This is a genomic window from Streptomyces sp. NBC_00158 (assembly GCF_045160885.1).
GTDB lineage: Bacteria > Actinomycetota > Actinomycetes > Streptomycetales > Streptomycetaceae > Streptomyces.
In genome coordinates, this window is sequence record NZ_CP108161.1 from 3535955 (window position 1) to 3562523 (window position 26569).

Below are 26569 nucleotides of genomic sequence, written 5' to 3' on the forward strand. Positions count from 1 at the left end.
GTTCCGACCCTCGCCGGGCGCCCTGTCACCTCGGTGTGGTGAGCCTGTGGGCCGTCTGTGAGTGCGTGCCGGGGGCGGGGGACGCGGTCGGGAGGAGTACTTCGAAGCAGGTCCGGCCGGGTTCGCTGCGTACGTCCACCCGCCCGTCGTGCGCGCCGACCACGGCTTGGACGATGGCGAGGCCGAGCCCGGTCGATCCCGCAGCGCGGGACCGGGAGGCGTCGCCGCGGGCGAAGCGCTCGAAGACGTGGGGCAGCAGCTCGGGCGGGATGCCGGGGCCGTCGTCCTCGATCCGCAGCCGGACGGCGGATGTTTCACGTGAAACAACGGCTGTGACGGTGGTGCCGGGCGGGGTGTGGGTGCGGGCGTTGGCGAGGAGGTTCACCAGGACCTGCTGGATCCGCGCCGCGTCGCCGCGGACGGGTGCGGGCTCGTCGGGGAGGGCGAGGCGCCAGTGGTGGCCGGGGCCCGCCGCGCGGGCGTCGCTGACGGCGTCGACGACGAGCGGGGCCAGGTCGGTGTCCTCGAAGGACAGCGGGCGGCCTGCGTCCAGCCGGGCCAGCAGCAGCAGGTCCTCGACCAGCCCGGTCATCCGGGTGGCCTCGGACTCGATCCTGCCCAGGGCGTGCCGGGTGTCGGGGCCGGGCTCCTCCCTTCCCCGGCGGGTGAGTTCGGCATAGCCCCGGATGGAGGCGAGCGGTGTGCGCAGCTCGTGGGAGGCGTCGGCGACGAACTGCCGGACCTGCGTCTCGCTCTGCTGGCGGGCCGTCAGCGCGGAGGAGACGTGCCCCAGCATCCGGTTGAGTGCGGCACCGACCTGTCCCACCTCGGTGCGGGGGTCGGCCTCGGCGTCCGGGACCCGCTCGTGCAGTGCGGGTTCGCCGCTGTGCAGCGGGAGTTCGGACACCCGGGTGGCGGTTGCGGCGACGCGGCGCAGCGGGCGCAGGGCGACCCCGACCAGGGCCTGCCCGGCGAGGGAGGCGGCGATCAGTCCGGCCAGGGTGACGCAGACCTCGACGGCGATCAGGGTCCGCACGGTGGAGTCGACGCCCTGGAGCGGGAAGCCGAGCACGAGGGTGCCGTCGGGGGCGGCCACCACCCGGTAGGCGCCGAGACCGGGCAGGTCCGCGTCCACGGGCTCGGTGCGGCCGTGTCCGGACTTGCCGTCCACGGGCTCGGTGCGGCCGTGTCCGGACTTGCGGGCGACCGCCGCGAGGGCGGCGGTCTGGGCTTCGGTGAGGGACTCGCGGTGGTCGAGGCTCTGCCCGGACACGGGGACGATCCGGGCGGCTCCGATCACCTTGCCCGCCGGGTCGAGCCGGATCCCGCTGGCGCCCATCGGGGAGCCGGGGGCGAAGACGAAGCCGAGGCCCGCGTCCCGGGCCGACTTGGCCGCGCCGGGACCCCGGACGGCCATCTCGACGGAGGTCCTCAGCTGCGTGTCGAGCTCGCCGACCAGGCGGGTCCGCATCGCAAGGGTGGTGACGGTGCCGATGGCGGCGCCCACGACGGCGATCAGCGCCACCGCCGAGACGACCAGCCGCGTCCGCAGCGACCAGGGACGCCGGAGGACCACTAGTCGGCCGGCTTGATCAGGTAGCCGGCTCCGCGCCGGGTGTGGATCATCGGGGACAGGCCGGTGCCGCCCTCCAGCTTCCGGCGCAGGTAGGAGATGTAGAGCTCGACCACGTTGGCCTGGCCGCCGAAGTCGTAGGACCACACCCGGTCCAGGATCTGCGCCTTGCTGAGCACCCGGCGCGGGTTGCGCATCAGGTAGCGCAGCAGCTCGAACTCGGTGGCGGTCAGGTGGACCTCCTGACCGCCCCGGACCACCTCGTGGCTGTCCTCGTCGAGGCACAGGTCGCCGACGGTCAGGACGGAGCCGCCGCGGGCGGCCTGCGCGGCGCCGGAGCGGCGCACCAGTCCGCGCAGCCGGGCCACGACCTCCTCCAGGCTGAACGGCTTGGTGACGTAGTCGTCGCCGCCCGCCGTCAGGCCCGCGATGCGGTCCTCCACGGAGTCCTTGGCCGTCAGGAACAGCACCGGGAGCTGCGGGATCTCGCGGCGCAGCCGTCCCAGGACGGCCAGCCCGTCCATGTCCGGGAGCATGATGTCGAGGACCACCACGTCCGGCCGGAACTCCCGCGCGGCCCGCACGGCGCCGGCCCCGTCGCCCGCGCTGCGGACCTCGCAGCCCTCGTAGCGCAGGGCCATGGAGAGCAGCTCGGAGAGCGAGGCCTCGTCGTCGACGACGAGGACCCGGCAGGGTCCGCCGTCGGGCCGCAGCAGGGCCGTCGGGCTACCGGTGGACGTGGACGCGTGGGAGGTGGTCGTCGCGGTCATGGGCCCCACGCTGGCGGCCGCCTCTGAGAGCGTTCTTGCCCCTACCTGTGAATCTCCTGAGAAAGGGCGCGGGCGCTCAGGGCGGGGCACTCAGGGGGCGAGGCCGAACAGGCGGGCGGCGTTGTCGTGGCAGACCGCGCGCAGCCAGTCGTCGCCGAGGCCGAGCCGTTCCAGGGCCTCCAGCTGGTGCTCGTAGGGGTAGGGGATGTTCGGGAAATCGGTGCCCAGCAGGATCCGGTCCCCGAGGTCGGCGAGCCGCCCCAGCTCTCCTGGCGGGAAGGGGCCGAGCCGCTCCGCGAAGTCGGTGAAGGCGATGGTCGTGTCGAGGCGCACCTCCGTGTACCGGTCGGCCAGGTCGAGGAATCCGGTGTACTCGGGCATACCCATGTGTGCGACGACCAGGGGCAGCCGGGGGTGGCGGGCCAGCAGCCGGGCGACCGGCTCGGGTCCGGTGTACTTGCCCGGGGCGGGCCCCGAGCCGCAGTGGACGACGACCGGGATCCGCGCCTCGGCCAGCAGGCCCCAGACCGGGTCGAGCCGTTCGTCGTTCGGGTCGTAGTCGCCGACCTGGAGGTGTGCCTTGAAGACCCGGGCCCCGTCGGACACGGCCTGCGCGGTGTACGCCGCCACGTCCTGTTCGGGGAAGAAGGTCGCGGTGTGCAGGCAGTCGGGGGTGCGGGCGGCGAAGTCGGCGGCCCACGCGTTGAGCCACGCGGCCATCGCGGGCTTGTGCGGGTAGAGCATGGAGGTGAAGGCGCGGACCCCGAACTCCCGCAGCAGCTCCACCCGCCGCTCTTCCTCGTGGCGGTAGGTGATGGGCCATTCGACGCCGGTCAGCGGGCCGACCGCGTCGAAGTAGTCCCAGACCTTCGCCAGCACCCGCTCGGGCATGAAGTGCGTGTGGACGTCCACCAGCCCCGGCAGGCCGAGCCGCTCGCGGAAGGCGCGGACCGCCTCAGCCGTTGCGGGCAAAGCCGTGGCTCCGCTCGACGGTCGCGACGTGCAGGGTGTAGCTCTCGTACCAGTGGGCGCGGCCCTGCTTCATGGCCGCCTGGTGCTCCATGTCCTCGCGCCAGACGCGCAGGGTCTCGTGGTCGCGGAAGTAGGCGACGGTGATCCCGAGGCCGCCGGGGGTGCGCGCGGACTCGTAGCCGAGGAACCCGGGGTTCTCCTTGACGATCTCGTTCATCCGGGCGTTGGTCTCCGGATAGCCGCTCTCGTCGGGGGTGCGGACATTGGTGAATACGGCCATGACGTAAGGCGGTTCGAACGCCGGAACGGGCTGAATGCTCATGGCCCCACCCTCGGCGGAAGGCCCTTGGCATGTCCATCAGAATCGGCCCCGGGAGCCCAAAGGGATCCAAGTTTTGACCTTGCCCGGGGTCAGAACAGTCCCCCCTGCTCGGCCCCGGGCTGCGCGGGCGCGACGGCGGCCAGCAGGACGTCGGTGAGCGCTCGCCCGGGGGCGGCGGACAGCTCCCAGCCGGCCAGCAGCCGGGTGTCCACCACGAGCCCGTCCGCGAAGTGCAGATCGGGCCCCGCGGCCCCCGCCAGCCGCCCCACGACGGTCCCGCCGGGCACCAGCTCCGCGACCACCCGGGTCGGCTCCGGCAGCCCGGCCAGCCCGAACGCCCCGGCGTGGTCGGCGATCTCGCACCCCACCCGCTCCAGCGAGTCCGGCCACCCGGGCAGCGCGGCCGCCCGCGCGTGCAGCTCGGCGACCTCCCGGGCCCGCTCGGCCTCCTCCGGCAGCCGGGCCCGTACGGCACGCTTGCGGGCGTACGCGATCCGGTCGGGCACCCCCAGAGCGGCCCGCAGCAGCTCCTCGGTCCGGCGCGCGGCCATCAGCGGCCCGCGCCCCAGCCAGGCCCAGGTGACCGCCCCCTGCTCCAGCAGCCGGACCGGACCGCGCTCCTCGGCGGTGATGCCGACCTTGACCATCCCGGGCCCGAACCACGCCAGGTAGACGCGGTAGGTGCGCGGGTCGGCCGCGTTGGTGTCCGCGGCCACCGAGAACGACCGGTCCAGCCGGGCGCATTCGGGGCACTGGGCGTTCCCCGCACGGCCCGGCACCGGCCGGGCCGCCGGACACGGGGTCCGCCTCCCGGCCCGCCTCACGCCCAGGCAGTGCCGTTCACCGCGGGCGGTGAAGGCCAGCCGCTGCCCCGGGGCGAGCGGGCTGTCGCGTTCCCCCCGCCCGCACCACCCGATGGCGGGACCCCGCACGCTCCAGCGGATCCCGGTGCACCACCAGCCCGCGGCGGGATCGGTCACAGCGGGAGCGGCCGCTCGAAGAACGTCTCCAGGACCACGGTGGCCTGCGTCCCGCTGACGCCGTCGACGGCGTAGAGCCGCCGCAGGACGTCCTGGAGCTGCTCGGTGGTGGCCGTGCGCACCTTGACCAGCACCGAGGCGCTGCCCGCGATGATGTGCGCCTCCTGGATCTCGGGGATGGCCGCGAAGTCCTCCGCCGACTCGCCCATCCACGCGTTGGAGTCGACCATCACGTAGGCCAGCACTCCGCTGCCGACGGCGGCCGGGTCCACGTCGACGGTGGTCCGCCGGATGACCCCGCGCTCGCGCAGTTTCCGTACGCGCTCATGGGTGGCCCCGGCCGAGAGCCCCACGGCCGCGCCGAGTGCGGCGTAGGACTGGCCGGCGTCCTGCTGGAGCCGCCGGACGAGCGCCCGGTCGATGTCGTCCACGCCGTCTTCCTCCCTCGGGCCCGCCGGCCCCTCGGACCCCTTGGGCCGGTGGAGCCCGTCGGGTCTTGCGAAGACGGTACCTGATCCTGCAATCTCACCATCGCACCGAACACAGTTCGGAGCTTCACCAATCTGGGGGAATCATGTCCGGCATTGCCGACCTCACCTTGTACGAGATTCTGGACGAACGCTTCCGGACCGGCCGCTGCGCCAACGGAGACCTCCGCCTGGAGCGGCTCTACGACGACTGCCGCTGGGCCGAGGGCCCGCTGTACCTGCCCGCCTGGCGCCAGCTCCTGTGGAGCGACATCCCCAACGACCGGATGCTGCGCTGGGACGAGGCGACCGGCGCGGTCTCCGTCTTCCGCTCCCCGGCCGGCCACTCCAACGGCAACACCCTCGACCGCGAGGGCCGCCTGATCACCTGTGAGCAGGGCAACCGGCGCGTCACCCGCACCGAGCCCGACGGCAGCACCACCGTCATCGCCGACCGCTACGACGGCAAGCGGCTCAACAGCCCCAACGACGCGGTGGTCCGCTCGGACGGGTCCGTCTGGTTCTCCGACCCGGACTTCGGGATCACCAACGACTACGAGGGCCGGCGGGCGCCGAGCGAGATCGGCGCGTGCAACCTCTACCGGGCCGACCCGGCCACCGGCGAGGTCCGCCTCGTGGCCGACGGCTTCCTCGGCCCGAACGGCCTGGTCTTCTCCCCCGACGAGAGCGAGCTCTACGCGGCCGACACCCGCGCCGGCCACATCCGCGCCTTCAAGGTCGGCGACGACGGCACCCTCCGCGGGGACCGCGTCTTCACGGACTGCCCCTCGGTGGACAACATCCGCTTCGACGACGAGGGCCGGCTGTGGGCGGCCGCGATGAAGTCGGGCGTGCACTGCTACGCGGCGGACGGAGACCTCATCGGCCGCCTGCGCGTCCCGGAGCCCGTCTCGAACATCGCCTTCGGCGGTCCGAAGAACAACCGCCTCTTCATCACCGCCACCACCTCGCTCTACTCGCTGGTGCTCTCGGTGACCGGCCTCCCCCGCGTCCTGCCCGGCCGCCCCTGAGGCCCCGCCCCCGCTCCCGCCCCGGATCCTCCGGGGGACAGATCTTCAGCCGGACGGCCCAGTCCGCAGCCGCCTAGCGCGCGACGAACTGCGTGAGGATCGCCTGCATCTCGTAGATGTCGACCCCCTTGGTGAAGGTCTTCTCGATCGGCGCCGGGCTGCCGGATATCCATATCTTGAGCTCGGCGTCGAGATCGAAGTGCCCGGCCGTCTCCACCGAGAAGTGCGTGATGCTCCGGTACGGGATGGAGTGGTACTCCACCTTCTTGCCCGTCAGCCCCTGCTTGTCGACGAACACCAGCCGCCGGTCCGTGAACAGGATCGTGTCGCGCACCAGCAGGTACGCGGCGTAGACCTGCTCGCCGTTCCCGAGCAGCCGCGCGTAGTCCCGCTGCGCCGACGACGGGTCGACGGTGTGCGCGTTTCCGAAGAGTCCCATGAGAGCCCCCATCAAGGTTCGAACGATCTTCGAAAACCGTATCGGGGCGGCCGTGTGGTCCACGTCCCCCTCAGGAGCCATTCCACCCCTGAGCTCTCCCGGGGGACCCCTCCGCCTTGAGTACCGTCCGGACACACGAAAGAGGCCCTCAGGACTTCTCCTGAGGGCCTCTCGGCTGTGCACTCGGCAGGATTCGAACCTGCAACCTTCTGATCCGTAGTCAGATGCTCTATCCGTTAAGCTACGAGTGCTTGGGCTTCCCGGGTTTTTTTCGCCCCGTTGGCCTTGCGAGAACAACAATACATGGACCTCGCCGGGACGCGAAATCCATTAGCCCCAAGGCCTCTGACCTGCGGAAACGCCCTGGAAGAAGATCGTCCGGAGAGGTCCGCGCCGCAGCGTCCGGCCCGCCGGACTACCCAGACGGGCCCATCCGAAACCCCTCCAAGCCCTGAACGCGCCGGGCCGCACCCCCGCCCGGCGCCCGAGCACCCGGCGCCGCCCCGAACACACCGGCGAGCACCCCCGAAACGCACCGAAGCCCCGGTCCATCAGGACCGGGGCTTCGGTGAGGTGCGGAGGCGGAGGGATTTGAACCCTCGATGGGGTGTAAGCCCCAAACCGCATTAGCAGTGCGGCGCCATAGACCGGACTAGGCGACGCCTCCAGCACACCCTCGCGTACGAAGGTGCGTGCAGATGATGACACAGGCGCGGGGCCGGTCACCAATCCGCTCCCAACGGTACAAGGAGCCGGGGCCACAGGGCAAAGGCTTATGCACGCAACGTCCGAGCGGGAACGTCGTTGGTGAGGCGTACGACGTACGGACGACCTGGAGTGCCCCATGCTGCGTCTCGCCGCCTTCGCCGTCACCTCCGCCCTGGCCGCCGCGGCTGCCGGCCCCCTGCCGCCCCTGCCCCTGGGGCGCCTGCTGTCCGCACCCGACCGGCTCACCATCGAGATCTCCAAGAGCGGCAACCGCCTCGTCGACGGCACGCACCGGCTGGAGTGCCACCCCGTCGGCGGCGACCACCCCTTCGCCGAGGAGGCCTGCGCCCGCCTCGACACGCTCGCCAAGCAGGGCAAGGACCCCTTCGCCGAGCCGGACTCCAAGAACTGCTCGTTCCAGTACGGCGGGTCGGCCGTCGCCCGCGTCACGGGAACATGGCGCGGACAGAAGGTGGACACCACCTTCCAGCGCAGGAACGGCTGCGACATCGCCCGGTGGAAGAACCTGGAACCTGTGCTTCCGGGGGAGCATTCCTGACCTGGGACGATGCGGCGGATGCGCGTTTTCCCCCGTACATCCGCCACCTCACGGCAGGGCCGTGCCCTTAGACTCCTCCCGTGACATGCCGGTAGTCGTGGTCAGGGAGGAAGCTCGTCGTGAGCAGCAGGCCATCCCGAGGCGCTGCTCGCCTCGCAGCAATACTCGACGCGCTCCCGGACGCGCTGTTGCTCGTCAACGCCAACGGCACGGTCGTCAACGCCAATTCGATCGCCCTCGAAGTCATGGAGAGCCCCGGCACCGGGCTCGTCGGCCGCGGGGTGCTCGACCTCCTGCCGGAGTTCGACTCCAAGCAGATCCCCGGTTCGATGCGCCGTCCCGGCGACCGCGAGGAAGGCCGCTCCAAGCCGAAGCGGATGACCGCGCGCCGCACCGACGGCAGCGAGTTCCCCGTCGAGGTCACCAGCGCCCACCTCGACGGCCGTGACGCCTACCGCGAGCCCCAGCCGTACACCGGCGACGAACTGCTGATGCTCGTCGTCCGGGACCTCTCCGAGACCGTGGACACCGAGGCCGAGCTGGCCCGCTCCCAGCGGCAGACCGAGATGATCCTGCGCGCCGCCGCAGAGGGCGTCGTGGGCACGGACACCGAGGGCCGCGTCGTCCTCGTCAACCCGGCCGCCGCGCAGATCCTCGGGTACCGCGCCACCGACCTCGGCAACCGCGAGCTGCACGGGCTGATCCAGCACTCGCGCGCCGACGGCTCGCCCTTCCCCTTCGACGAGTCCCCGCTCGCCGACACCCTGCGCAGCGGCCGCAAGCACCGGGTCCGCGGCCAGGTGCTGTGGAACAAGGCCGGGCAGTCCGTCGCCGTCGACCTGACCACCTCGCCCGTACGGGACGGGGAGCTGCTCGTCGGCGCGGTGATGACCTTCACCGACCGGCGCCAGTACGACGCCCTCGCCGCCCGCCACGCCCAGCTGCTGGCCGTCCTCGGGGACTCCCTGCGCGGCCCGCTGGAGGAGCTGCGCGGGGAGCTGGCCACCCTGGCCGCCGACGACGGGGGCCAGCTGTGGCCCGAGGCCAACCAGCTGCTGCACCATCTCGCCGCCGGCTACTCGCGGATGACCACCCTCGTGGACAACGTGCTGGAGTACCAGCGCCTGGACGTCGGCAGCGACAAGCTCAAGAAGAAGAACGTCCTGATCAACACGGTCGTCGCGGCGGGTGTCGACGGCGCCGTCGACCTGATCGGCCCCGGTCGGGTGCAGTTCGCCGTCCACGCCCCGACGATCGAGGCCGAAGTGGACGAGGGCCGGATCGCGGCCGCCCTCGCACACCTGATCGCGGACGTCGCCGGAGTGGACGCCACCGGCAAGACCGCCCAGGGCAGCGGCTACGGAGACTCCACGATCGTGGTGGCCGCGGCCCAGCGGGGCGACGTCGTACGGATCGAGGTGCGCGGCCCCTACGAGGGCGGCGACCCCGTGCACGAGCCGATCGTGCGGGGCATCGTCACCGCGCACGGCGGGGTCCTGCAGACGGTGGAGGTGCCCGGTGCGCCCGGCGGGGCGTACGTGCTGGAGCTGCCGCTGGGTTCGGGGGCCGGGACGGTGACCCTGCCCGAGCCCGAGGAGCAGCCCGCTCCGGAGCCCGAGGCCGCCCCCGCGACGGTCTCCGGCGGCCGGCGCGGCCGCCGCGGGGTGGACGCCTTCCTGGAGGACGAGACCGCCGGGCCGAGGGGTCCGGAGGCCCGCGAGGGCGGTGGCGCGCTGGCGCTGCCGTCCGGGCGGCGCCGGGCGGAGGGCGAGGCCCCCGCGCAGGCCGTCACGTCCGGTCCGGCGGAGCTGGCCCAGTCCCCCGTGAACCCGGCGGGGCTCGGTACCGGGCGCCGGCGGGGCCGCGACGGTGACGACGCCCCGCACGACCGGCCCGTGCCGCCGCAGGGCACCGCCATGCCCGCGCTGCCGCCCGTGCCGTCGGTGCCCCCGGTTCCGGTGAGCGAGCACCCGGCGGGCCGCCGCAGGGCGCTGGGGCCGGCCGGGGCCGCCGCTCAGCCCGCCGGTCCGGTGCCGGCGCCCGGGCTCCCTGCGCCCGCCGCGCCGCGGCCCGTCGCCCCCGAGGGCGGCTTCGCCCTGCCCGCCGGCCCCGCTGCGGGTTCCGCTTCCGCCGAGTCCGACGCCGACGGGCCGGGCGGACGCCGTGCCCGCCGGGTGCTCGGCGCGCCTGCCGACCCCGAGCCGCCGCAGCCGGCGGACGGTGCCGAGGGCGCGCTCCCGACCGGGCGGCGGCGTGCGCTGCCCGCAGCCCCCGCGTGGCCGGTGCCCGCCGCCCGCACCGCTCCCGAGGACGGCGAGACCTCCGGTCAGCCCTCCGTCCCCGGCGCCCGGCGGCCCGGCGAGGCCCCGGTGGGTGCGGGGCAGCCGATCAGCGTGCGCGCACTGGGCACCCTGGGCCAGGGCATCGCCGTGGACCCGGGCGGCACGGGCTCGGAGGGTTCCGGTTCCGGCCGGCGCCGACGGCTCGCCGAACCCGCGCCCCAGGGGCGGGCCTTCGCCATAGGGGCCCCCGAGGCTGGTGCGGCCGAGGGTCCGGAGCCGCTGGACGGCCCCGGGGGAGCGGTCGAGGTGGTCAACCGGCACGTGCCGGAGCCCGTGGACGACGAGCTGCCGCCGGAACCGCTGGACAACCCGCGCCGGCTCCTGGTGTGGCCGGCGCCGGACGCGCAGACGCAGCAGGCGCTGAGCGACCGCGGCTACCGCCCGGTGATCGTGCACTCGCGCGAGGAGGTGGACGCGCAGATCGCGGCGTTCCCCGCCGCGCTGTTCGTCGACCCGCTGACCGGACCGATCACCCGGACCGCGCTGCAGTCCCTGCGCCAGGCCGCGGTGGCCGCCGAGGTCCCCGTGCTGGTGACGGCCGGGCTGGGGCACGCCACGCGCGAGGCGGCGTACGGTGCCGATCCGGCCGTGCTGCTCAAGGCGCTCGCGGCGCGCGACAGCGAGCAGCACCCGTCCCGCGTCCTGCTGATCGAGGAGCACCAGGAGATCGCCACCGCGCTGACCGCGGCGCTGGAACGGCGCGGGCTCCAGGTCGGCCGGGCGGGCGCGGACACCGACGCCGTGGAGCTGGCGAGCCGGATGCGGCCCAACCTGGTGGTCATGGACCTGATGCAGGTGCGTCGCCGGCGGGCCGGGATCGTGGACTGGCTGCGCGCGAACGGGCTGCTGAACCGCACTCCGCTGGTCGTCTACACGACCGCCGGGATCGCTCCCGCCGACCTGCCGCGGCTGGCCTCGGGCGAGAGCGTGCTGTTCCTCGCCGAGCGGGCCACCACGGCCGATGTGCAGGGCCGCATCGTGGACTTGCTGGCCAAGATCGGGACCAACTAGCGATCCTGGGGCCCATGGCCATCACCGACACGTCCGAGCACACCGTTCCCGCCGACAACGGGGAGGTCAACCTCCTCATCGCCCGGCAGGTGGAGCCCGGCCACGAGGAGACGTTCGAGGCCTGGGCCCACGGGATCCTGGAGACGGCCGCCGCCTTCCCCGGGCACCTCGGGTACGGGCTGTTCCGGCCCGCCACCGAGGGCGGCCCGTGGTTCCTGGTGCACCGCTTCCGCGACCAGGCGGCGTTCCAGCGGTGGCAGGACTCCCCCGAGCGGGCCCAGTGGTTCTCGAACTGCCTGGGGCACCACCACACGGAGATAGCCCGGCGGGAACTGCACGGGATGGAGACCTGGTTCGCCAAGCCGGGTACGACCCGGCCCGCGCCGCCGCGCTGGAAGATGGCGATCAGCTCGGGGCTGGCCATCTTCCCGATCTCGCTCGCGGGCAACGCGCTGCTCGGGCCGTACCTGGTGGACCTGCACTTCGTGGTGCGGACGGCCGCTTTCGCGGTCGTCTTCAGCACCCTGATGACCTACGTGGCCATGCCCGCCGTCAGCAGGCTGCTGCGGCCATGGCTCACACGCGGCTGACGGCCCCCTAGGCGAGGGTGGTGACGTCCAGGTCGCCGTCCGCGTACTGCTTGCGGATCACCTTCTTGTCGAACTTGCCGACGCTGGTCTTCGGGACGGCCGCGACGACCGTCCAGCGCTCCGGGAGCTGCCACTTGGCGACGGACTGGCCGAGGAAGGCGCGCAGGCCTTCGTAGTCCACCGTGGCGCCCTCCTTGAGGACGACCGTGGCGAGGGGGCGTTCGCCCCACTTCTCGTCCGGGACGGCGACGACCGCCGCTTCGGCCACCTCGGGGTGGGCCATCAGGGCGTTCTCCAGGTCGACGCTCGAAATCCACTCGCCGCCGGACTTGATGACGTCCTTGGCCCGGTCGGTGAGGGTGAGGAAGCCGTCGGCGCTGATCACGCCGACGTCCCCGGTCTTGAGCCAGCCGTCCGCGCTGAACTTGTCCTCGGGCCGCAGGGGCTCGCCGGACACGCCGTTGTAGTAGGAGGCGGCGATCCAGTTGCCGCGGACCTCCAGCTCGCCCGCCGACTCCCCGTCCCACGGCAGGACGTCGCCGGCGGGGCCGATGAGGCGGGCCTCGACGCCCGCCGGGAAGCGGCCCTGTGTGACCCGGTACGGCCACTCCTCCTGGGCGGTCAGGCCGGCCGGCGGGTGGGCCATGGTGCCCAGCGGGGAGGTCTCGGTCATGCCCCACGCGTGGCAGAGGCGTACGCCGAGCTTGTCGTAGGCCTCCATCAGGGAGGGCGGGCAGGCCGCGCCGCCGATGGTGACCTGCTTCATCGAGGTCAGGTCGCGCGGCTTCGCGGTGACCTCGGCGAGCAGTCCCTGCCAGATGGTGGGGACGGCCGCGGCGTGCGTGGGCTTCTCCTGCTCGATCATCTCGGCGAGAGGGGCCGGCTGGAGGAAGCGGTCCGGCATCAGCATGTTGATGCCGGTCATGAAGGTGGCGTGCGGCAGGCCCCAGGCGTTCACGTGGAACTGGGGCACCACGATCAGGCTGGTGTCGTGGTCGGTGAGGCCCATCGACTCCGTCATGTTGACCTGCATGGAGTGCAGATATACCGAGCGGTGCGAGTAGACGACGCCCTTGGGCTCCCCGGTGGTGCCGGAGGTGTAGCACATGGCCGCGGCCTGGCGCTCGTCCAGCTCGGGCCAGTCGTAGCGCTCGGGGCGGCCCGCGAGGAGCTCCTCGTACTCGTGGACCTGGACGCCCAGGCCGTCGAGGGCGGAGCGGTCACCGATGCCCACGACCACGACGTGCTCCACCGTCGGCAGGTGCGGCAGCAGCGGCGCCAGGAGCGGCAGCAGGGTGCCGTTCACCAGCACTATGCGGTCGGAGGCGTGGTTGACGATGAAGACCAGCTGCTCGGGGGGCAGCCGCAGGTTGAGCGTGTGCAGGACCGCGCCCATGGACGGGATCGCGAAGTACGCCTCGACGTGCTCGGAGTTGTTCCACATCAGGGTCGCGACACGTTCGTCCTGCTGGACCCCGAGCTCGTCGCGCAGCGCGTGCGCGAGCTGCGCGCTGCGGACACCGATCTCGGCGAAGCTGCGGCGGTGCGGCTCGGCCTCGCCGGTCCAGGTCGTGACCTGGGACTTTCCGTGAATCGTCGACCCGTGGGCCAGGATCCGCGAGATCAGCAGCGGTACATCCTGCATGGTGCTCAGCAAAGCGTCCTCCCGGTGAGCGCTGCGGCGCTGCGGCGGCTGTCGGATGCTGCCGATTCTGCGCACGTACCGGTCGGCATGTCACTACCCGGGAGTACAAACAGGCTGGCCAATCACTGTCCGGAGCCGTTCCGTGGCCGATGTTTCACGTGAAACACGTCGGCCGCCACCGGAGGGGCGCCGTTCAGCGCACCGGGGTGAGCTCGGGGTCCTCGCGCAGCTTGACCAGCGCACGGGAGACGGCGCTCTTGACCGTGCCGACCGAGACGCCGAGCAGTTCGGCGGTCTGCGCCTCGCTCATGTCCTCGTAATAGCGCAGGACGACCATGGCCCGCTGCCGGTCGGGCAGCCGGGTGACCGCGCGCCACATCGCGTCGCGCAGCGCCTGCGCCTCGGCGGGGTCGGTCCCCTCCGTGGCCTCGCCCTCCGGGATCTCCTCGCAGACGTACTCGTCCACCTTGCGCTTGCGCCACTGGGAGGTGCGGGTGTTGACCAGGGCCCGGCGGACGTAGCCGTCGAGGGCCCGGTGGTCCTCGATGCGGTCCCAGGCGACATAGGTCTTCGTCAGGGCCGTCTGGAGCAGGTCCTCGGCGTCGCAGGGGTTGGCGGTCAGGGAGCGCGCGGTGCGCAGGAGGACGTTGCCACGGGTCCGGACGTACGCCGAGAACGACGGGTACTGCGTCGGATTCGAGGCGAGCGTGCACACAGGCGTGGTCATGGCTCCACGCTAGAAGCGGCGCGCCGTTCTGGGATCGGCCCCAGGTGCCGGAGCCGGGTCACTCTCAGGTTGTACGGCCGGGCCGCGCCCCACCTCCTGAAGGTGGAGGGCGCGGCCTGCCGCCGGGACCGGAGTCAGAGACCGGCCCCCAGGATCAGGCCGGAAGTCGGCACCCCCGTACCGGCCGTGACCAGGACCCGCTCCGCTCCCGGGAGCTGGTTGACGGAGGTGCCGCGCACCTGGCGGACGGCTTCGGCGATGCCGTTCATGCCGTGCAGGTAGGCCTCCCCGAGCTGGCCCCCGTGGGTGTTGAGGGGGAGCGCCCCGGCCGCCGTGAAGTCGGCGGCCTCCCCCGGACCGCAGAAGCCGAACGCCTCCAGCTGCATGAGGACGAAGGGGGTGAAGTGGTCGTAGAGGATGCCCACGTCGATGTCCGAGGGCCGCAGTCCGCTGGTACGCCACAGCTGGCGGGCGACCACGTCCATTTCCGGGAGGCCGGTGAGGTCGTCCCGGTAGAAGGAGGTCATCGCCTCCTGGCGGCGGCCGGCACCCTGCGCGGCAGCGGTGATCACGGCGGGCTTCTGCCGCAGGTCCCGAGCCCGCTCGGCCGTGGTGACGACGAGTGCCTGACCTCCGTCGGTCTCCTGGCAGCAGTCCAGCAGCCGCAGCGGTTCGACGATCCAGCGCGAGGCGGCGTGGTCGGCGAGGGTGATGGGCTTGCCGTGGAAGTACGCGGCGGGGTTGTTCGCGGCGTACTTGCGGCCGGTGACGGCGACGTGGCCGAAGGCCTCGGGGGTCAGGTTGTAGGTGTGCAGGTAGCGCTGGGCCGCCATGGCCACCCAGGAAGCCGGGGTGAGCAGGCCCCAGGGCAGGGACCAGCCGAGGGCGGCGCCCTCGGCGGAGGGTTCGCGCTGCTGCACGCCGGAGCCGAAGCGGCGGCCGGAGCGTTCGTTGAAGGCGCGGTAGCAGACCACGACCTCGGCCACCCCGGTGGCGACGGCGAGGGCGGCCTGCTGGACGGTGGCGCAGGCCGCGCCGCCGCCGTAGTGGATGCGGGAGAAGAAGGACAGCTCCCCGATGCCGGCCGCCTGGGCGACGGTGATCTCGGGGCTGGTGTCCATGGTGAAGGTGACCATGCCGTCGACGTCGGCGGGGGTGAGCCCCGCGTCGTCGAGGGCGGTGTGCACCGCCTCGACGGCGAGCTTCAGCTCGCTGCGGCCGGAGTCCTTGGAGAACTCGGTCGCGCCGATGCCGGCGATCGCGGCGCGGCCGCCGAGTCCGTCGCGCGTGCGGACGCTCATGCCGGGGCCCCCAGGGTGACGGTCACGGTGCCCGTGACGTGGTGTCCGATGCGGTTGGCTCCGACGACCCTGATCTCGGCGGTGTCCCCGTCGACGGCGGTGACCGTGCCCGTGAGGGTCAGCGTGTCGCCCGGGTAGTTGGGGGCGCCGAGGCGGATCGCGACCTTGCGCAGTACCGCGTGCGGTCCCAGGTGGTCGGTGATGTAGCGGCCGACCAGGCCGTTGGTGGTCAGGATGTTCATGAAGACGTCCGGGGAGCCCTTCGCGCGGGCGAGCTCCGCGTCGTGGTGCACGTCCTGGTAGTCGCGGGAGGCGATGGCCCCCGCCACGATCAGGGTGCGGGTGACCGGGATCTCCAGCGGTGGCAGCGCGTCGCCGACGTTCATGCGTGGTCCCCCTCTTCTTCCGCCACGGATCCCACGGGTCCGTCGGACCTCTCGGGTCCCTCGGGTCCCTCGGACCCCTCGGCTATGAGGGCGCCCAGTTCGGCCAGCAGCTCGCTGCCGCAGCCCAGGTAGGCGTCCAGTTGGCGGCCCCACAGGAAGTGCCGGTGGACGGGGTGGTCCAGGTCGGCGCCCATCCCGCCGTGCAGGTGCTGGCCCGCGTGGACGACCCGTTTGCCCGCCTCGGAGGCCCACCAGGCCGCCGTGAGCGCGTGGTCACGGGCCGGGAGTCCCTCGTCGACGCGCCAGGCCGCCTCGTACGCGGTGACCCGGATCGCCTCCGTGTCCATGTACGCGTCGGCCGCGCGGAGCATGACGCCCTGGTTCGTGGACAGCGGCCGGCCGAACTGCTCGCGGGTGGAGGTGTACTCCACGGCCCGGGCCAGCGAGCCCGCGCAGACGCCCGCCTGGAGTCCGGCGAAGGCGGTGCGGGCGGCGCCGAGCACCTGCTTGTAGGCCTCCGGCCCGCCGAGCCGCTCCGCCCGCACCCCGTCCAGGGCGAGGCTCCCCGACGCCCAGGGCGCGGTGGTCTCCACCGGCCGGACGCCGGCTCCGGGCGCGTCCGTCCGTACGAGCCACAGGGCCCGGCCGGTGTCGGGCACCAGGACGTGGGTGGCATCGCGCAGCCAGGGCACGACGGGGGCGGTGCCGGTGACGCGGCCGTCGGGCGTGGCGGTGAACCGGCCGCGTTCGGGGAAGGCGCCGGTGGCCACGGCCTCGCCGGAGCCGAGGGCGGGCAGCAGCCGGGCGCGCTGCTCGGGGGTGCCGTGCGCGGCCACCGGCAGGACGCCGTACGCGCAGGTGGCGGCGTACGGGACCTGCGCGGTGGTGCGGCCCTGCTCCTCCAGCAGCAGGACCAGGCCGAGCAGGCCGACGTCCTCGACGGCGGCGGTCAGCCCGGCGGAGGTCAGGGCCTTCCAGAGTTCGGCGTCGCTGCCGGTGCCCGAGGCGGCGAGGCGCTCGTGGGTGGCCAGGTCGCGGAAGATCCTCGCGGCGAGGCCGGCCGCGGCGGCCTGTTCCTCGGTGGGGTGGAAGTCCACGTCAGCCCGCCTCCCCTCGGAAGACGGGGAGTTCGACGGTGTCGTCGACGCGCAGGAACTCCAGCCGGACGGGCATGCCGATGCGGACCTTGTCGTAGGGGACGCCGGTGATGTTGCTGATGATCCGGACGCCCTCGGCCAGCTCGACGAGTGCCACCGCGTACGGAGGGTCGAAGGCGGGGAAGGGCGGGTGGTGCATGACGACGTACGAGAAGACCGTGCCGGCGCCGCTCGCCTCGACGGTGTCCCAGTCGGGGGATGAGCAGGCGTTGCAGCCGGGCAGCCAGGGGAAGCGCAGGGTCGCGCAGGCCGTGCAGCGCTGGATCAGCAGCCTGTGTTCGCGGACCCCGTCCCAGAAGCCCTGGTTGTCGCGGTTGATCACCGGGCGGGGCCGGGGCGGGGCGGGGGGGCGGCTCGCGGGCCGGGCGGCGGGGGCGTACTTCAGGATGCGGAAGCGGTGGGTCCCGGCGAGTTCGCCGTTCGCCCGGACGTCCATGCGGGTGGTGACGAAGTGCCCGGTGCCCAGCTTGGTCGTCTTGCGGGGGGATACCGACTCGATCACGGCGTCGAAGCCGACCTCATCGCCGGGGCGCAGCGGGCGCAGGTACTCCTGCTCGCAGTCGGTGGCGACCACGGAGGTGCAGCCGGCGCCGTCGAGGAGCTCGAACAGCTCGTCGTAGGCGGAGGAGCGGTCGGTGTGGCCGGAGAGGCCTCCCATAGTCCAGGCCTGGAGCATGGTGGGCGGGGCGATGGCGTCGGGTCCGGTGTAGGCGGGGTTGGCGTCGCCCATCGCCTCGCACCAGTGGCGGATCATCGGCTCGTTGACCGCGTCCTTGGCACGGCCCCCGGTGGCGGCGGGCCGCCCCTCGAAGGCCTTGAGCCTCTCGTGGAACGGGTCGCTCTCCCCGGCGGTCATCGCTTCCTCCCCTTCATTCCGAGCCGCATCATGGCGACGATCTCCCGTTGGACCTCGCTGACCCCGCCGCCGAAGGTGTTGATCTGGGCGGCCCGGTTCATCCGTTCCAGCTCGCCGCCGGCGAAGGCGTCCGGACCGCGTACGAGGGCCTCCTCGCCCACCGCCTCCTGGCAGATCCGGTAGACCTCGACGGTGGACTCGGTGCCGAGGAACTTCACTCCGCTGGCGTCGCCGGGGGCCAGGGCGCCCGCTCCCACGTCCTGGACGAGGCGCCAGTTGAGGAGGCGTACGGCGGCCAGCCGGGCGTGGGCCTCGGCGAGCCGGGACCGCACCCAGGGGCGGTCGGCCGGGCGCTCGCCGGTGGCGGGATCGGGGGTGCGGGCGTGGCGCAGGGCGCGCTCGTAGAAGTCCTCGGCCTGCATTCCGATGGCGGCGAGGGCGACGCGTTCGTGGTTGAGCTGGTTGGTGATCAGGCCCCAGCCGCCGTGTTCGGGGCCGACGAGGTTGCCCCCGGGGACCCGGACGGCGTCGTAGTACGTCGCCGTGGTGGTGAGGCCGCCGACGGTGTCGATCGGGGTCCAGGCGAAGCCGGGGCTGTCGGTGGGCACCAGGACGATCGAGATTCCCTTGTGCTTGGGGGCCCCCGGGTCGGTGCGGCAGGCCAGCCAGATCCAGTCGGCGTTCTGGGCGTTCGAGGTGAAGATCTTCTGTCCGTCGATCACCCAGTCGTCGCCGTCGCGGACGGCCCTGGTGCGCAGTGAGGCCAGATCCGTGCCGGCCTCGGGCTCCGAGTAGCCGATGGCGAAGACGATCTCGCCCCGGAGGATCCGGGGCAGGAAGTACTCCTTCTGGCGCTGGGTACCGTACTTCATGAGGGTGGGGCCGACGGTGTTGAGGGTGACCATGGAGACGGGGGCGCCGGCCCGGTATGCCTCGTCGAAGAAGACGAACTGCTCGTCGGGACCGCGGCCCCGGCCGCCGTACTCGACGGGCCAGCCGAGTCCGAGCAGGCCGTCGGCGCCGATCCGGCGCAGCAGTGCGCGCTGGGCGGCCGGATCCTCGGGGACCCCGTCGGGGAGCAGGTCGCGGAAGTACCCGCGCAGTTCGGCGCGCAGTCGCGCCTGGCCTTCGGACGGGGCGAGGTGCACGGCGCTGGCCTCCCGGCATCGCATCGGACGAGTGAAACTGACTGTCCGTCAGATTCCCCGCGGATGTCAAGGTCGGGAGCGCCGGGGTCCGGACACGCGGGAGGGCGCCCGCACTACCGGACCCCAGCCGGTCCGGTCGTACGGGCGCCCACGACGGTCAAGCGGCTCCTGCGGCGCCGCCTACCACCAGGGGAAGAAGTTCACCGCGACGTTGGAGTTGGCCTGGTGGATCGCCGTGTACGCCGAGCCGTTGACCTGCGCGGTGTTGTTCTGGTTCGACGCTCCGGAGCCGGTGGCCACCTGCTGCGAGGTGGAGGAGTTGCCGCTGTTGCCGCCGCCCACGCCGCTGCCGACGATGCTGGCGACGCTCGCATTCGATCCGTCGTTCGCGAAGGAGCCGTTGTCGGCCGTGGCCACGCCGCCGAAGACGGCGACGGCGAGGGGGAGCGAGGCGATGGCGGCGATGACGCGGGCGGTACGGATGCTTGCCATGTCTGATTTTCCTCCATGAAACCGAAGTCGGTTCTACTCCAAGGCAGTTGGCCGACCGCCTCGGTCGTTCGTGCTGCTGACGACGTCGCGAGACCAGAGTTGCCCACCGAATCCCCGGCGAACCACCCCGCAGGCTGCTATTCCCCCGCAAGCATGACCAACTGCGGATAAACCCCGTTCGCGCCCCTGCCGCCCCACGCGGCGCACGCGCATCGCGCGAGATCCCACGCGCACAAGAGGCGAACCGTTCCGCCAAACCGGCCCGCCCCGGACATGCCGAAAAGGGCCGCGCCGTCCGGGAACCCCACCGTCTCCCGGCCCTGCGGCCCTGCTGTGCCAAGCTTCACGCCCCCCGCGCGCCCCGGACTGACGCCGGTGCGACCCCCTGTGCCCCATCCCCGGAGGCACTGCGCGGCGCGCCTGCGCCGCATCCTGCCGTTCCCGCTGCCCTGCCGTCGTCCCTGCTGTCGTTCCTACGCGGCGAGGTCGAGCCGGTCCCGGTCCGCACCGGGGGCGAGGGACGCGGCTGCGAGGGACGCTGCGGGAGCGAGGGCCGCCGCGGTGGTGGAGCGCCGGACGGACGGCGCCTTGCCGTGGGCCTCGGCCCGGATCCGCTGCTTGATCGTCGGCGGGAGCGAACCGCCCCGCATCACCGCCCGCCAGGTCCGCCGCGCCATCACGGCCGGCCGACGGCGCACCGCCGGAGCCGCCGGTGCCACGACCGCGTCACCCGCGGCCACCGGGGCCGCCTTCCCGCCGAGGCCGAGGGCTGCCAGGAGCGCCACGAGCGCGGCGAGGACGGTGGTCCAGATCGAGGTGATGCTGCGGTGGGTCATGACGGGCCCCTCATTTCGCGATGTTCCGACGGGCGGATCTGCATACATTCGTCATGATGTGGTCGCAACCGCACGACCCCCGCCACGCGCGCCGATCTTCTGACAAACACCACCCGGAAGGCCCAGGGCCCTCTGCGCACCCGTTTCTGTCGCCGCGGTGCCCGCACAGAGAGACGATGGACCCGGCCAGGGACCGGATGATCCTCACGTCCAGCACGGGCCGGGGCGCCGCGTACGGGCCCACGGCCCGGGCTCTCGCGCCCTTGAGCAAGTAGGTGAAATTGCCCTTGGCATCGGCGACGACCGGGATGCTGCCGTCCTGGGGAACCCCAGGACGCGGTAAAGGCCAAACTGGCCGTCCGGAGCTCCGACGGCCAGATCGCGCAGTGCCCGGTCAAGGTCATCGTGCCCGAGGACGCACGGCCGCCCCGAACAGGGCGCTCCGGACGGCTGAGCGGAACCGGCCCGGGAACGCGGGAGGGGCGCCCCGGCATCGGGGCGCCCCTCCTGGTCAGCGCACGCGCTGAGGTGTGGCGGTGGGTGTGGGATTTGAACCCACGGTGACTCGCGCCACGACGGTTTTCAAGACCGTTCCCTTAGGCCGCTCGGGCAACCCACCTGGCCGGTACAGAGTACCGGGATGTGGGGGTGGGTGGGGTTGGACTTTCGGGCGGCCGGGTCAGGAGGTCTGGGCCTTGTCGTAGGCCGCCTTGGCCTCGTTGCCGAAGTAGGGACCGAACATCCTGTTGGGCAGGAAGTTGTAGCCGAAGCTGTTCACCGAGACCTGGGTACCGAGGCCCGTGGACTCGTTGAAGTCCTGGAACCAGGGGCCGCCGCTGGAGCCGCCGGTCATGTTGCAGGCCATGCTGTGGTCCTTGGTCAGCAGGAAGTCCTTGCCCGTGTTGGCGCTGCAGTAGACGAGCTTGGTGCCGTCGTACGGAGCCGCCGCGGGGAAGCCGAAGGAGTACATCCGCTTGTTGTAGCCGCCGTTGAACTGGATGCCCTGGGCGCCGACGACCTCGCTGAGCTTCCGGCCGTTCAGCGGGGCGACGACGGCGAGGCCCACGTCCATGTTCATGTCCTCGCTCGCCGCCCACTGGTCGGTGGCGAAGGTCTTGACCGCCGACCACTGGCCGTACGGGGCGTTGCCGTTGTCGTACGCCGGCACGAAGATCCAGTCGGTGTGCCAGGCGCCCTGGTACTTCACGCAGTGGCCGGCCGTGATCACGGTGCTGCCGTTCTGGCTGGTGACCGAGTCGCCCGAGCAGGAGGCGGTACGGCCCTGGAAGGTGAAGAACACCCGGCCCGAGGTCTTCACCACGGCCCCGCCGCCCGTCCAGGCGCCGCCCGCCTGCGGGAAGGCCATGACGGACGTGGGGGAGGTCGGGGGCACCCGGGTGGGGAGGGCCGTCCTCGTAGGCGCCGTACGGGCTCCGCCCGGGGTCGCCTCCAGGTCGAGCGGGGTGGCCTGGCGCATCCGCTCGGCGGTCCAGAACCCGGGGGTCTGGCCGGGGCGGAACGAGGCGGGCGACTCGGCCGCCGCCGATGGGGAGGCCGCCGTCAGGGCCCCCGCGAGCAGGGCGCCCGCGGCCAGGAGGACGGACGCCGCCGTGCGATGACGATTCACGCAGGACTCCTTCTGCCGTGCCCGTGCCGGAGCGACCCGGGCAGGGGTGGGGGTGCGGAGCTGTCGGTGCGGATCGGCTGTTCGACTTGCGGGGGCAGGGTCGCACGGGGGTCCGGAGATGTCAGGGGGCAGCCCGGACGTTCGGTCGGTTCCGGCCAGGAAATGGCCAACTCCCCTTGGGTGCAACCGTCATGAGGTCACGAGGACTCCCGCGTAGGAGACCCCCGCCACCACCATCCAGGCGCCCAGCCCGAGCAGGGCGGCACGCCCCCCGGTGCGGGCCAGGGTCGGCAGGTGGACCGCGCTGCCCAGCCCGAACAGGGCCGCCGCCAGCAGGGCCTCCTGCGCCGTGTGCGCCCAGTCCAGAGCCACGCCGGGCAGCAGGCCGGTGGCACGCAGGGCCGCCGCCGCCAGGAACCCGGCGACGAACAGCGGCACGGGAGCCGGGCGCCGCCCCGAGGAAGTGCGTACGCCGCGCCGCCGGGCCCGCATCGAGAAGGCCACCGCCGCCACCAGGGGGGCCAGCAGGGCCACCCGCATCAGCTTGACCAGCACCGCCTCGCCGAGCGCCCCGGGGCCCGCGGTCTGGGCCGTGGCCACCACCTGGCCGACGTCGTGGACGCTCGCCCCCACCCACCGCCCGAAGGCCGGGTCCGAGAGCCCCAACGGGTCCTGGAGGAGCGGGAGTACCGCGATGGCCAGCGTCCCGCACAGGGTGACCAGAGCCACCGAGGCGGCCACGTCCTCCTCGTCGCTGCCCGAGACCTCGCTCACCGCGCCGATGGCCGAGGCCCCGCAGATCGAGTACCCGGTGGCGATCAGCAGGGGCTGGTCCCCCGGGAGGCCGAGGCGGCGACCGAGCCAGACCGTACCGAAGAAGGTGGCGGCGACCACGGCGCACACCATCGCCACCGTCGCCCAGCCGAGGCGGAGCACCTGGTCCAGCCCGAGGCCGAGGCCCAGCAGGACGATGCCGATCCGCATCAGCCGCCGCCCGGCCAGCGACAGGCCCGGGCGGGCCGGTCCGCGCACGACGGTCCGTACGCCGGGAAGGTGGGCCACGGCGATCCCGAGCACCACCGAGGCGGTCAGCATCGGCACGCCGGGCACCAGCCGGTGCACGCCCCATGCCACCAGAGCACCCACGGCGGCCATCCCCAACCCGGGCCAGGAGGAGGGTGTTTCACGTGAAACATGGCGGACCGCCTCGCTCTGGGGGCGGTGGAGGAGGGCCATCAGTCGACGGGGAGCGTGTAGACGCGGCGGATGCTGCTGCCCAGGCGGGAGACGTCGGCACCGTAGACGTGGACCGATATCGCCTTGCCGGTACAGGAGTTGCGCACCTTGTGGATGTCCCCGGGGGGCGCGAACCCGCAGACCTCGCCCTGGGCGTTGACCACGTCCTCGGTGGCCACCAGGCGGGCCACGCCCGCGCCCGGAGCGAGCCGGTAGCGGCGCTCGCTCTCCTCGCCCTGGTGCACGCCGGCCACGCACCACGAGACGTGGTCGTGGATGCAGGTCTCCTGGCCCGGCATCCAGACCAGCGCCACGACCGAGAAGCTGCCGTCGGGCTCCGCGTGCAGGATGTGCTGCCGGTAGTGCTCCGGGTCGCCCTCCTGCTGCTCCGCGGTCAGCAGGTCGGCCGCGCCCAGGTGCGGGGCGAGCCGTTCGCCGACCAGGTAGGAGGTCAGGTCGGGGGCCAGGCCCCGGTCCACGACGCTGCGGATCTCGGTGACGAGGGCGGCCATCCTCGTGGTCGTACGGGCCGGCGTGGTGGTGGTCATACAAGCAGCGTCGGTCGGCGCATCCATCACGTCCAACGACAGTTATGACCTGAAAACCCAAGCAGCGGTTATGGATCGGGGGCGGCGAGGAGTCCCCGGATCAGCAGCCGACGCGGTTCGCGGCGACCCTCTTCAGCTCGTCCAGCACCACCGCCGTCGCCGGGATCCTCAAGTGGTCCCGGTAGACGTACGCGGCGATGTGGCGCCGGGCGGCGGGCTCCAGCACCCTTCCGCAGACCCGGCTGAGGGAGAGCGAGGGGAGCACCAGGGCGGGCATCATCGCCACGCCCAGACCCTGTGCGACCAGGCTCTGCACCACCAGGTTGTCATCGGTCGCGAAGCGGATGTCGGGCACGAAGCCCAGCTCCGCGCACTCGTGCAGCAGGTTCGCCCGGCAGCGCGGACAGCCCGCGATCCACCGCTCCTCGGCGAGGTCGGCGAGGTGCACGGCCCGGCGCCGGGCCAGCGGATGGCCGGTCGGCAGCAGCACCGTGAGCTGGTCCTCCAGCAGCCTGACCTCGGCGACTTCCTCCGGGATCTCCTCGTGCAGCCCCGGGTAGGTGAAGGCGAGGGTGATGTCGCACTCGCCGCGCTGGAGCCTGCGCAGGGACTCCGGGGGCTCGCCCTCCAGCAGCTCGACCTGGACTCCGGGATGGTCCTTGGCCAGGCCGCTGAGGGCTTCCGGGACGAGCGTGACATTGGCGCTGGGGAAACCGCAGACCCGTACGCGCCCGGTGCGCAGCCGCGTGTACGCCTTCAGCTGGGCCTCGGCGGCGGAGAGGCTCCCGAGGATGGACTCGGCGTGCCGGGCCAGGGACTCCCCGGCCTCGGTGAGCTTCATACGGCGGCCGACGCGGGTGAACAGCGGCGTTCCGACGGCGCGTTCGAGCGCCTTCATCTGCTGGGTGATCGCGGGCTGGGTGTAGCCCAGGACTCGGGCGGCCGCCGAGTACGAGCCCGCCGCGACCACTTCGTGGAATGTCCGTATGTGCCGTGAATCGAACACGAGCGAAGCATAAGCAGATGTTGGGAGGGGCCGTAGGCGGAATCCCGCCCACGGCCCCTCCCATCAAGCCACTGTCGAGCGCCTGTTCACCCGGCGCCCGCGGCCCGCCCGCGCTCCGGCGCGGCTACTTGTCGCCGACGCGCGAGCCGAGCGTGATGTCGACCGTGGTCGGCTTGCCCGCGCGCAGGTAGGTCAGCTTCACCGTGTCGCCCGGCTTGTACGTCCAGATCAGGCTGATCAGGGTCGGGCCGCTGTCGACCTGCTTGCCGCCGAACTCGGTGATGATGTCGCCGGGCTTGAGGCCCGCCTTGCCGGCCGGGCCGTTGGGGTCGACCAGCTCGTTGGCGGGGGCTCCCTGCTCGGAGATCTTGGCGCCGTCCGCCTTGGACTGGAGGTCCACGGATACGGAGATCACCGGGTAGACCGGCTTGCCCGTCTTGATCAGGGACTCCGCGACGTTCTTGGCCTGGTTGATCGGGATGGCGAAGCCGAGGCCGATGGAGCCGGCCTGGCCGCCGCCGCCGAAGCCGCCGCCCCCGCCCGCGGACTGGATCGCCGAGTTGATGCCGATGACCGCGCCGCGGCCGTCGAGCAGCGGGCCGCCGGAGTTGCCCGGGTTGATCGAGGCGTCCGTCTGCAGGGCGCTCATGTACGAGTTCTTGCCGCCTGAGCCGTCGCCGGAGGCCACCGGACGGTTCTTGGCGCTGACGATGCCGGTGGTGACCGTGTTGGACAGGCCGAAGGGGGCGCCGATCGCGATGGTCGGGTCGCCGACCGCGACCTTGTCGGAGTCGCCCAGCGGAAGCGGCTTGAGGCCCGCGGGCGGGTTCTTCAGCTTGATCACGGCGACGTCGTAGCCCTGGGCCCGGCCCATCACCTCGGCCTCGTACTTCTTGCCGTCGGAGAAGGTCGCGGAGAGCTTGCCGCCGTTCGCCGCGGAGGCCACCACGTGGTTGTTGGTGAGGATGTGGCCCTCTTGGTCGTAGACGAAGCCGGTGCCGGTACCGCCCTCGCCGTCGCCCGCGGAGGCCTGGATGGTGACGACGCTGGGCAGGGCGGTCGCGGCGAGGCCCGCGACCGAGCCGGCGTCGCGCTTGAGGTCCTTGGGGGTGTTGCCCGCGGTGATGGTGGTGGAGCCGAAGCCGCCGCCGCCGTTCCGCTCGGCCGCCCAGTAGCCCACGCCGCCGCCGACGCCGCCCGCGAGCAGGGCCGCCACCAGGACGGCCGCGATCATGCCGCCCTTGCCCTTCGGCTTGGGCTGCGGGTTGCCGTCGGTGGTGAGGGGGGCGCCCCAGGCGCCGCCGCCGTGGCCGCCCTGGCCGCCGTACGCGGGGACCGCGGGCGGCGGCGGGGGCCACGCCTCGGCACCGTACGCCGTCTGCGCCGTGTGGGCCTGGGGCTGCGCCGGGTCCTGCGCGTGGGCCTGGGTCTGGGTCTGGTCGTAGCCGTAGGCCGGGGGCGCGGCGGGCGGCGCCGCCGGGGCGGGGGGCAGCTGCTGGGTCTGCTCGGCGCCCTGCGCGGGGGCCGGGGCCTGGGCCGGCGCGGCCGGCGCCTCGGGCTCGCCGGGCCCGTAACCCTGATCGGCCGGCGCCGCGGCGGGCGCGGCCGGGGCCTTCGTCAGGTCGGGGGTGGAGGCGGCCGGCGCGGGGGGTACGGACGGGGCCGCGGGGGGCGTCGGGGCCGCGGTGCCCTCGTTCTCGGTGCTCACAGCGCTCTCTCCTCGTCACACACGGCATACAGGCTTACACGGCTGCACAGGCTCTGGGCGTCCCAGGTGCTGGGCATATCAGGCGAAACCGGCCCGACACCCACCTGGCATCGGTCCGACTGAACGTTCGAG

General features: G+C 72.8%; 25 protein-coding genes and 3 tRNA genes. 4 read left to right on the forward strand and 24 right to left on the reverse strand.

Annotated features, from left to right (window positions below):
* Positions 1-25: 25 nt before the first annotated feature.
* From OG553_RS16250 to OG553_RS16275, 6 genes are all read right to left on the reverse strand, one after another.
* Positions 26-1576: a sensor histidine kinase gene (locus OG553_RS16250; protein WP_405979663.1), complete on the reverse strand. Its 1551-nt coding sequence runs from the start codon at positions 1574-1576 to the stop codon at positions 26-28.
* Complete coding sequence (locus OG553_RS16255) at positions 1576-2343, reverse strand: response regulator transcription factor (RefSeq protein ID WP_405979664.1); 768 nt, start codon at positions 2341-2343, stop codon at positions 1576-1578. The genes OG553_RS16250 and OG553_RS16255 overlap by 1 nt, the downstream gene beginning before the upstream one ends.
* A gap of 90 nt (positions 2344-2433) precedes the next feature.
* Entirely contained in the window at positions 2434-3315 is an 882-nt protein-coding gene (locus OG553_RS16260; protein WP_405979665.1) for an amidohydrolase family protein, read from the reverse strand.
* Entirely contained in the window at positions 3299-3637 is a 339-nt protein-coding gene (locus OG553_RS16265; RefSeq protein ID WP_405979666.1) for an antibiotic biosynthesis monooxygenase family protein, read from the reverse strand. Before OG553_RS16265 ends, OG553_RS16260 begins: the two co-directional genes overlap by 17 nt.
* An 89-nt stretch (positions 3638-3726) precedes the next feature.
* Positions 3727-4617: a DUF2797 domain-containing protein gene (locus OG553_RS16270; RefSeq protein WP_405979667.1), complete on the reverse strand. Its 891-nt coding sequence runs from the start codon at positions 4615-4617 to the stop codon at positions 3727-3729.
* On the reverse strand, positions 4614-5048 hold the full coding sequence (locus tag OG553_RS16275; RefSeq protein ID WP_405979668.1) for an Lrp/AsnC family transcriptional regulator: 435 nt from the start codon (positions 5046-5048) through the stop codon (positions 4614-4616). Before OG553_RS16275 ends, OG553_RS16270 begins: the two co-directional genes overlap by 4 nt.
* A gap of 143 nt (positions 5049-5191) precedes the next feature.
* Between OG553_RS16275 and OG553_RS16280 the strand changes: the two genes are divergently transcribed.
* On the forward strand, positions 5192-6115 hold the full coding sequence (locus OG553_RS16280; protein ID WP_405979669.1) for an SMP-30/gluconolactonase/LRE family protein: 924 nt from the start codon (positions 5192-5194) through the stop codon (positions 6113-6115).
* A gap of 73 nt (positions 6116-6188) precedes the next feature.
* On the opposite strand, the gene OG553_RS16285 is transcribed toward OG553_RS16280, so the two are convergent.
* From OG553_RS16285 to OG553_RS16295, 3 genes are all read right to left on the reverse strand, one after another.
* A complete protein-coding gene (locus OG553_RS16285) occupies positions 6189-6554 on the reverse strand; it encodes a PH domain-containing protein (RefSeq protein WP_007265334.1) in 366 nt (121 codons plus the stop codon).
* A gap of 178 nt (positions 6555-6732) precedes the next feature.
* Positions 6733-6805 (reverse strand) — tRNA-Arg (locus OG553_RS16290).
* A 325-nt stretch (positions 6806-7130) separates the two neighbouring features.
* Positions 7131-7221, reverse strand: a tRNA-Ser gene (locus OG553_RS16295).
* 177 nt (positions 7222-7398) lie between these two features.
* Here OG553_RS16295 and OG553_RS16300 point away from each other — a divergent pair.
* The 3 genes from OG553_RS16300 to OG553_RS16310 all read left to right on the forward strand — a co-directional run bounded on the left by OG553_RS16300 (position 7399) and on the right by OG553_RS16310 (position 11764).
* Complete coding sequence (locus tag OG553_RS16300; RefSeq protein ID WP_405979670.1) at positions 7399-7821, forward strand: SSI family serine proteinase inhibitor; 423 nt, start codon at positions 7399-7401, stop codon at positions 7819-7821.
* A gap of 119 nt (positions 7822-7940) precedes the next feature.
* Complete coding sequence (locus tag OG553_RS16305) at positions 7941-11174, forward strand: PAS domain-containing protein (RefSeq protein ID WP_405979671.1); 3234 nt, start codon at positions 7941-7943, stop codon at positions 11172-11174.
* Between the two features lie 14 nt (positions 11175-11188).
* On the forward strand, positions 11189-11764 hold the full coding sequence (locus OG553_RS16310; RefSeq protein ID WP_125813447.1) for an antibiotic biosynthesis monooxygenase: 576 nt from the start codon (positions 11189-11191) through the stop codon (positions 11762-11764).
* Between the two features lie 7 nt (positions 11765-11771).
* On the opposite strand, the gene OG553_RS16315 is transcribed toward OG553_RS16310, so the two are convergent.
* The 15 genes from OG553_RS16315 to OG553_RS16385 all read right to left on the reverse strand — a co-directional run bounded on the left by OG553_RS16315 (position 11772) and on the right by OG553_RS16385 (position 26437).
* Positions 11772-13421 (reverse strand): long-chain fatty acid--CoA ligase, encoded by a 1650-nt coding sequence (locus OG553_RS16315; protein WP_405979672.1) that lies wholly within the window; start codon positions 13419-13421, stop codon positions 11772-11774.
* Positions 13422-13602: 181 nt separating this feature from the next.
* Positions 13603-14136, reverse strand: coding sequence for a SigE family RNA polymerase sigma factor (locus OG553_RS16320; protein ID WP_405979673.1), 534 nt, complete (start codon positions 14134-14136; stop codon positions 13603-13605).
* Positions 14137-14270: 134 nt separating this feature from the next.
* Positions 14271-15437 (reverse strand): lipid-transfer protein, encoded by a 1167-nt coding sequence (locus tag OG553_RS16325; RefSeq protein ID WP_405979674.1) that lies wholly within the window; start codon positions 15435-15437, stop codon positions 14271-14273.
* Positions 15434-15823 carry a MaoC family dehydratase gene (locus tag OG553_RS16330; RefSeq protein WP_405979675.1) on the reverse strand — a complete coding sequence of 130 codons (390 nt, stop codon included), beginning with the start codon at positions 15821-15823 and terminating at the stop codon, positions 15434-15436. Before OG553_RS16330 ends, OG553_RS16325 begins: the two co-directional genes overlap by 4 nt.
* The gene (locus tag OG553_RS16335; RefSeq protein WP_405979676.1) at positions 15820-16920 is read right to left on the reverse strand and encodes an acyl-CoA dehydrogenase family protein; all 1101 of its coding nucleotides are present in this window, start codon (positions 16918-16920) and stop codon (positions 15820-15822) included. The genes OG553_RS16330 and OG553_RS16335 overlap by 4 nt, the downstream gene beginning before the upstream one ends.
* Position 16921: 1 nt before the next feature.
* Positions 16922-17836, reverse strand: a complete 915-nt coding sequence (locus tag OG553_RS16340) for a bifunctional MaoC family dehydratase N-terminal/OB-fold nucleic acid binding domain-containing protein (protein ID WP_405979677.1) — start codon at positions 17834-17836, stop codon at positions 16922-16924.
* Complete coding sequence (locus tag OG553_RS16345; protein WP_405983054.1) at positions 17833-18984, reverse strand: acyl-CoA dehydrogenase family protein; 1152 nt, start codon at positions 18982-18984, stop codon at positions 17833-17835. The genes OG553_RS16340 and OG553_RS16345 overlap by 4 nt, the downstream gene beginning before the upstream one ends.
* Before the next feature lie 180 nt (positions 18985-19164).
* The gene (locus OG553_RS16350; RefSeq protein WP_405979678.1) at positions 19165-19476 is read right to left on the reverse strand and encodes a hypothetical protein; all 312 of its coding nucleotides are present in this window, start codon (positions 19474-19476) and stop codon (positions 19165-19167) included.
* Between the two features lie 473 nt (positions 19477-19949).
* Positions 19950-20312, reverse strand: coding sequence for a DUF6344 domain-containing protein (locus tag OG553_RS16355; protein ID WP_405979679.1), 363 nt, complete (start codon positions 20310-20312; stop codon positions 19950-19952).
* Between the two features lie 531 nt (positions 20313-20843).
* Positions 20844-20931: transfer RNA gene (locus OG553_RS16360), tRNA-Ser, on the reverse strand.
* Positions 20932-20991: 60 nt separating this feature from the next.
* Positions 20992-21939 carry a trypsin-like serine peptidase gene (locus OG553_RS16365; protein ID WP_405979680.1) on the reverse strand — a complete coding sequence of 316 codons (948 nt, stop codon included), beginning with the start codon at positions 21937-21939 and terminating at the stop codon, positions 20992-20994.
* A 189-nt stretch (positions 21940-22128) separates the two neighbouring features.
* The gene (locus tag OG553_RS16370) at positions 22129-23175 is read right to left on the reverse strand and encodes a YeiH family protein (protein ID WP_405979681.1); all 1047 of its coding nucleotides are present in this window, start codon (positions 23173-23175) and stop codon (positions 22129-22131) included.
* Positions 23175-23723, reverse strand: coding sequence for a cysteine dioxygenase (locus tag OG553_RS16375; protein ID WP_405979682.1), 549 nt, complete (start codon positions 23721-23723; stop codon positions 23175-23177). Before OG553_RS16375 ends, OG553_RS16370 begins: the two co-directional genes overlap by 1 nt.
* Before the next feature lie 100 nt (positions 23724-23823).
* The gene (locus tag OG553_RS16380; RefSeq protein WP_405979683.1) at positions 23824-24729 is read right to left on the reverse strand and encodes a LysR family transcriptional regulator; all 906 of its coding nucleotides are present in this window, start codon (positions 24727-24729) and stop codon (positions 23824-23826) included.
* Between the two features lie 124 nt (positions 24730-24853).
* Positions 24854-26437, reverse strand: a complete 1584-nt coding sequence (locus OG553_RS16385) for a S1C family serine protease (RefSeq protein ID WP_405979684.1) — start codon at positions 26435-26437, stop codon at positions 24854-24856.
* Positions 26438-26569 lie beyond the last annotated feature (132 nt).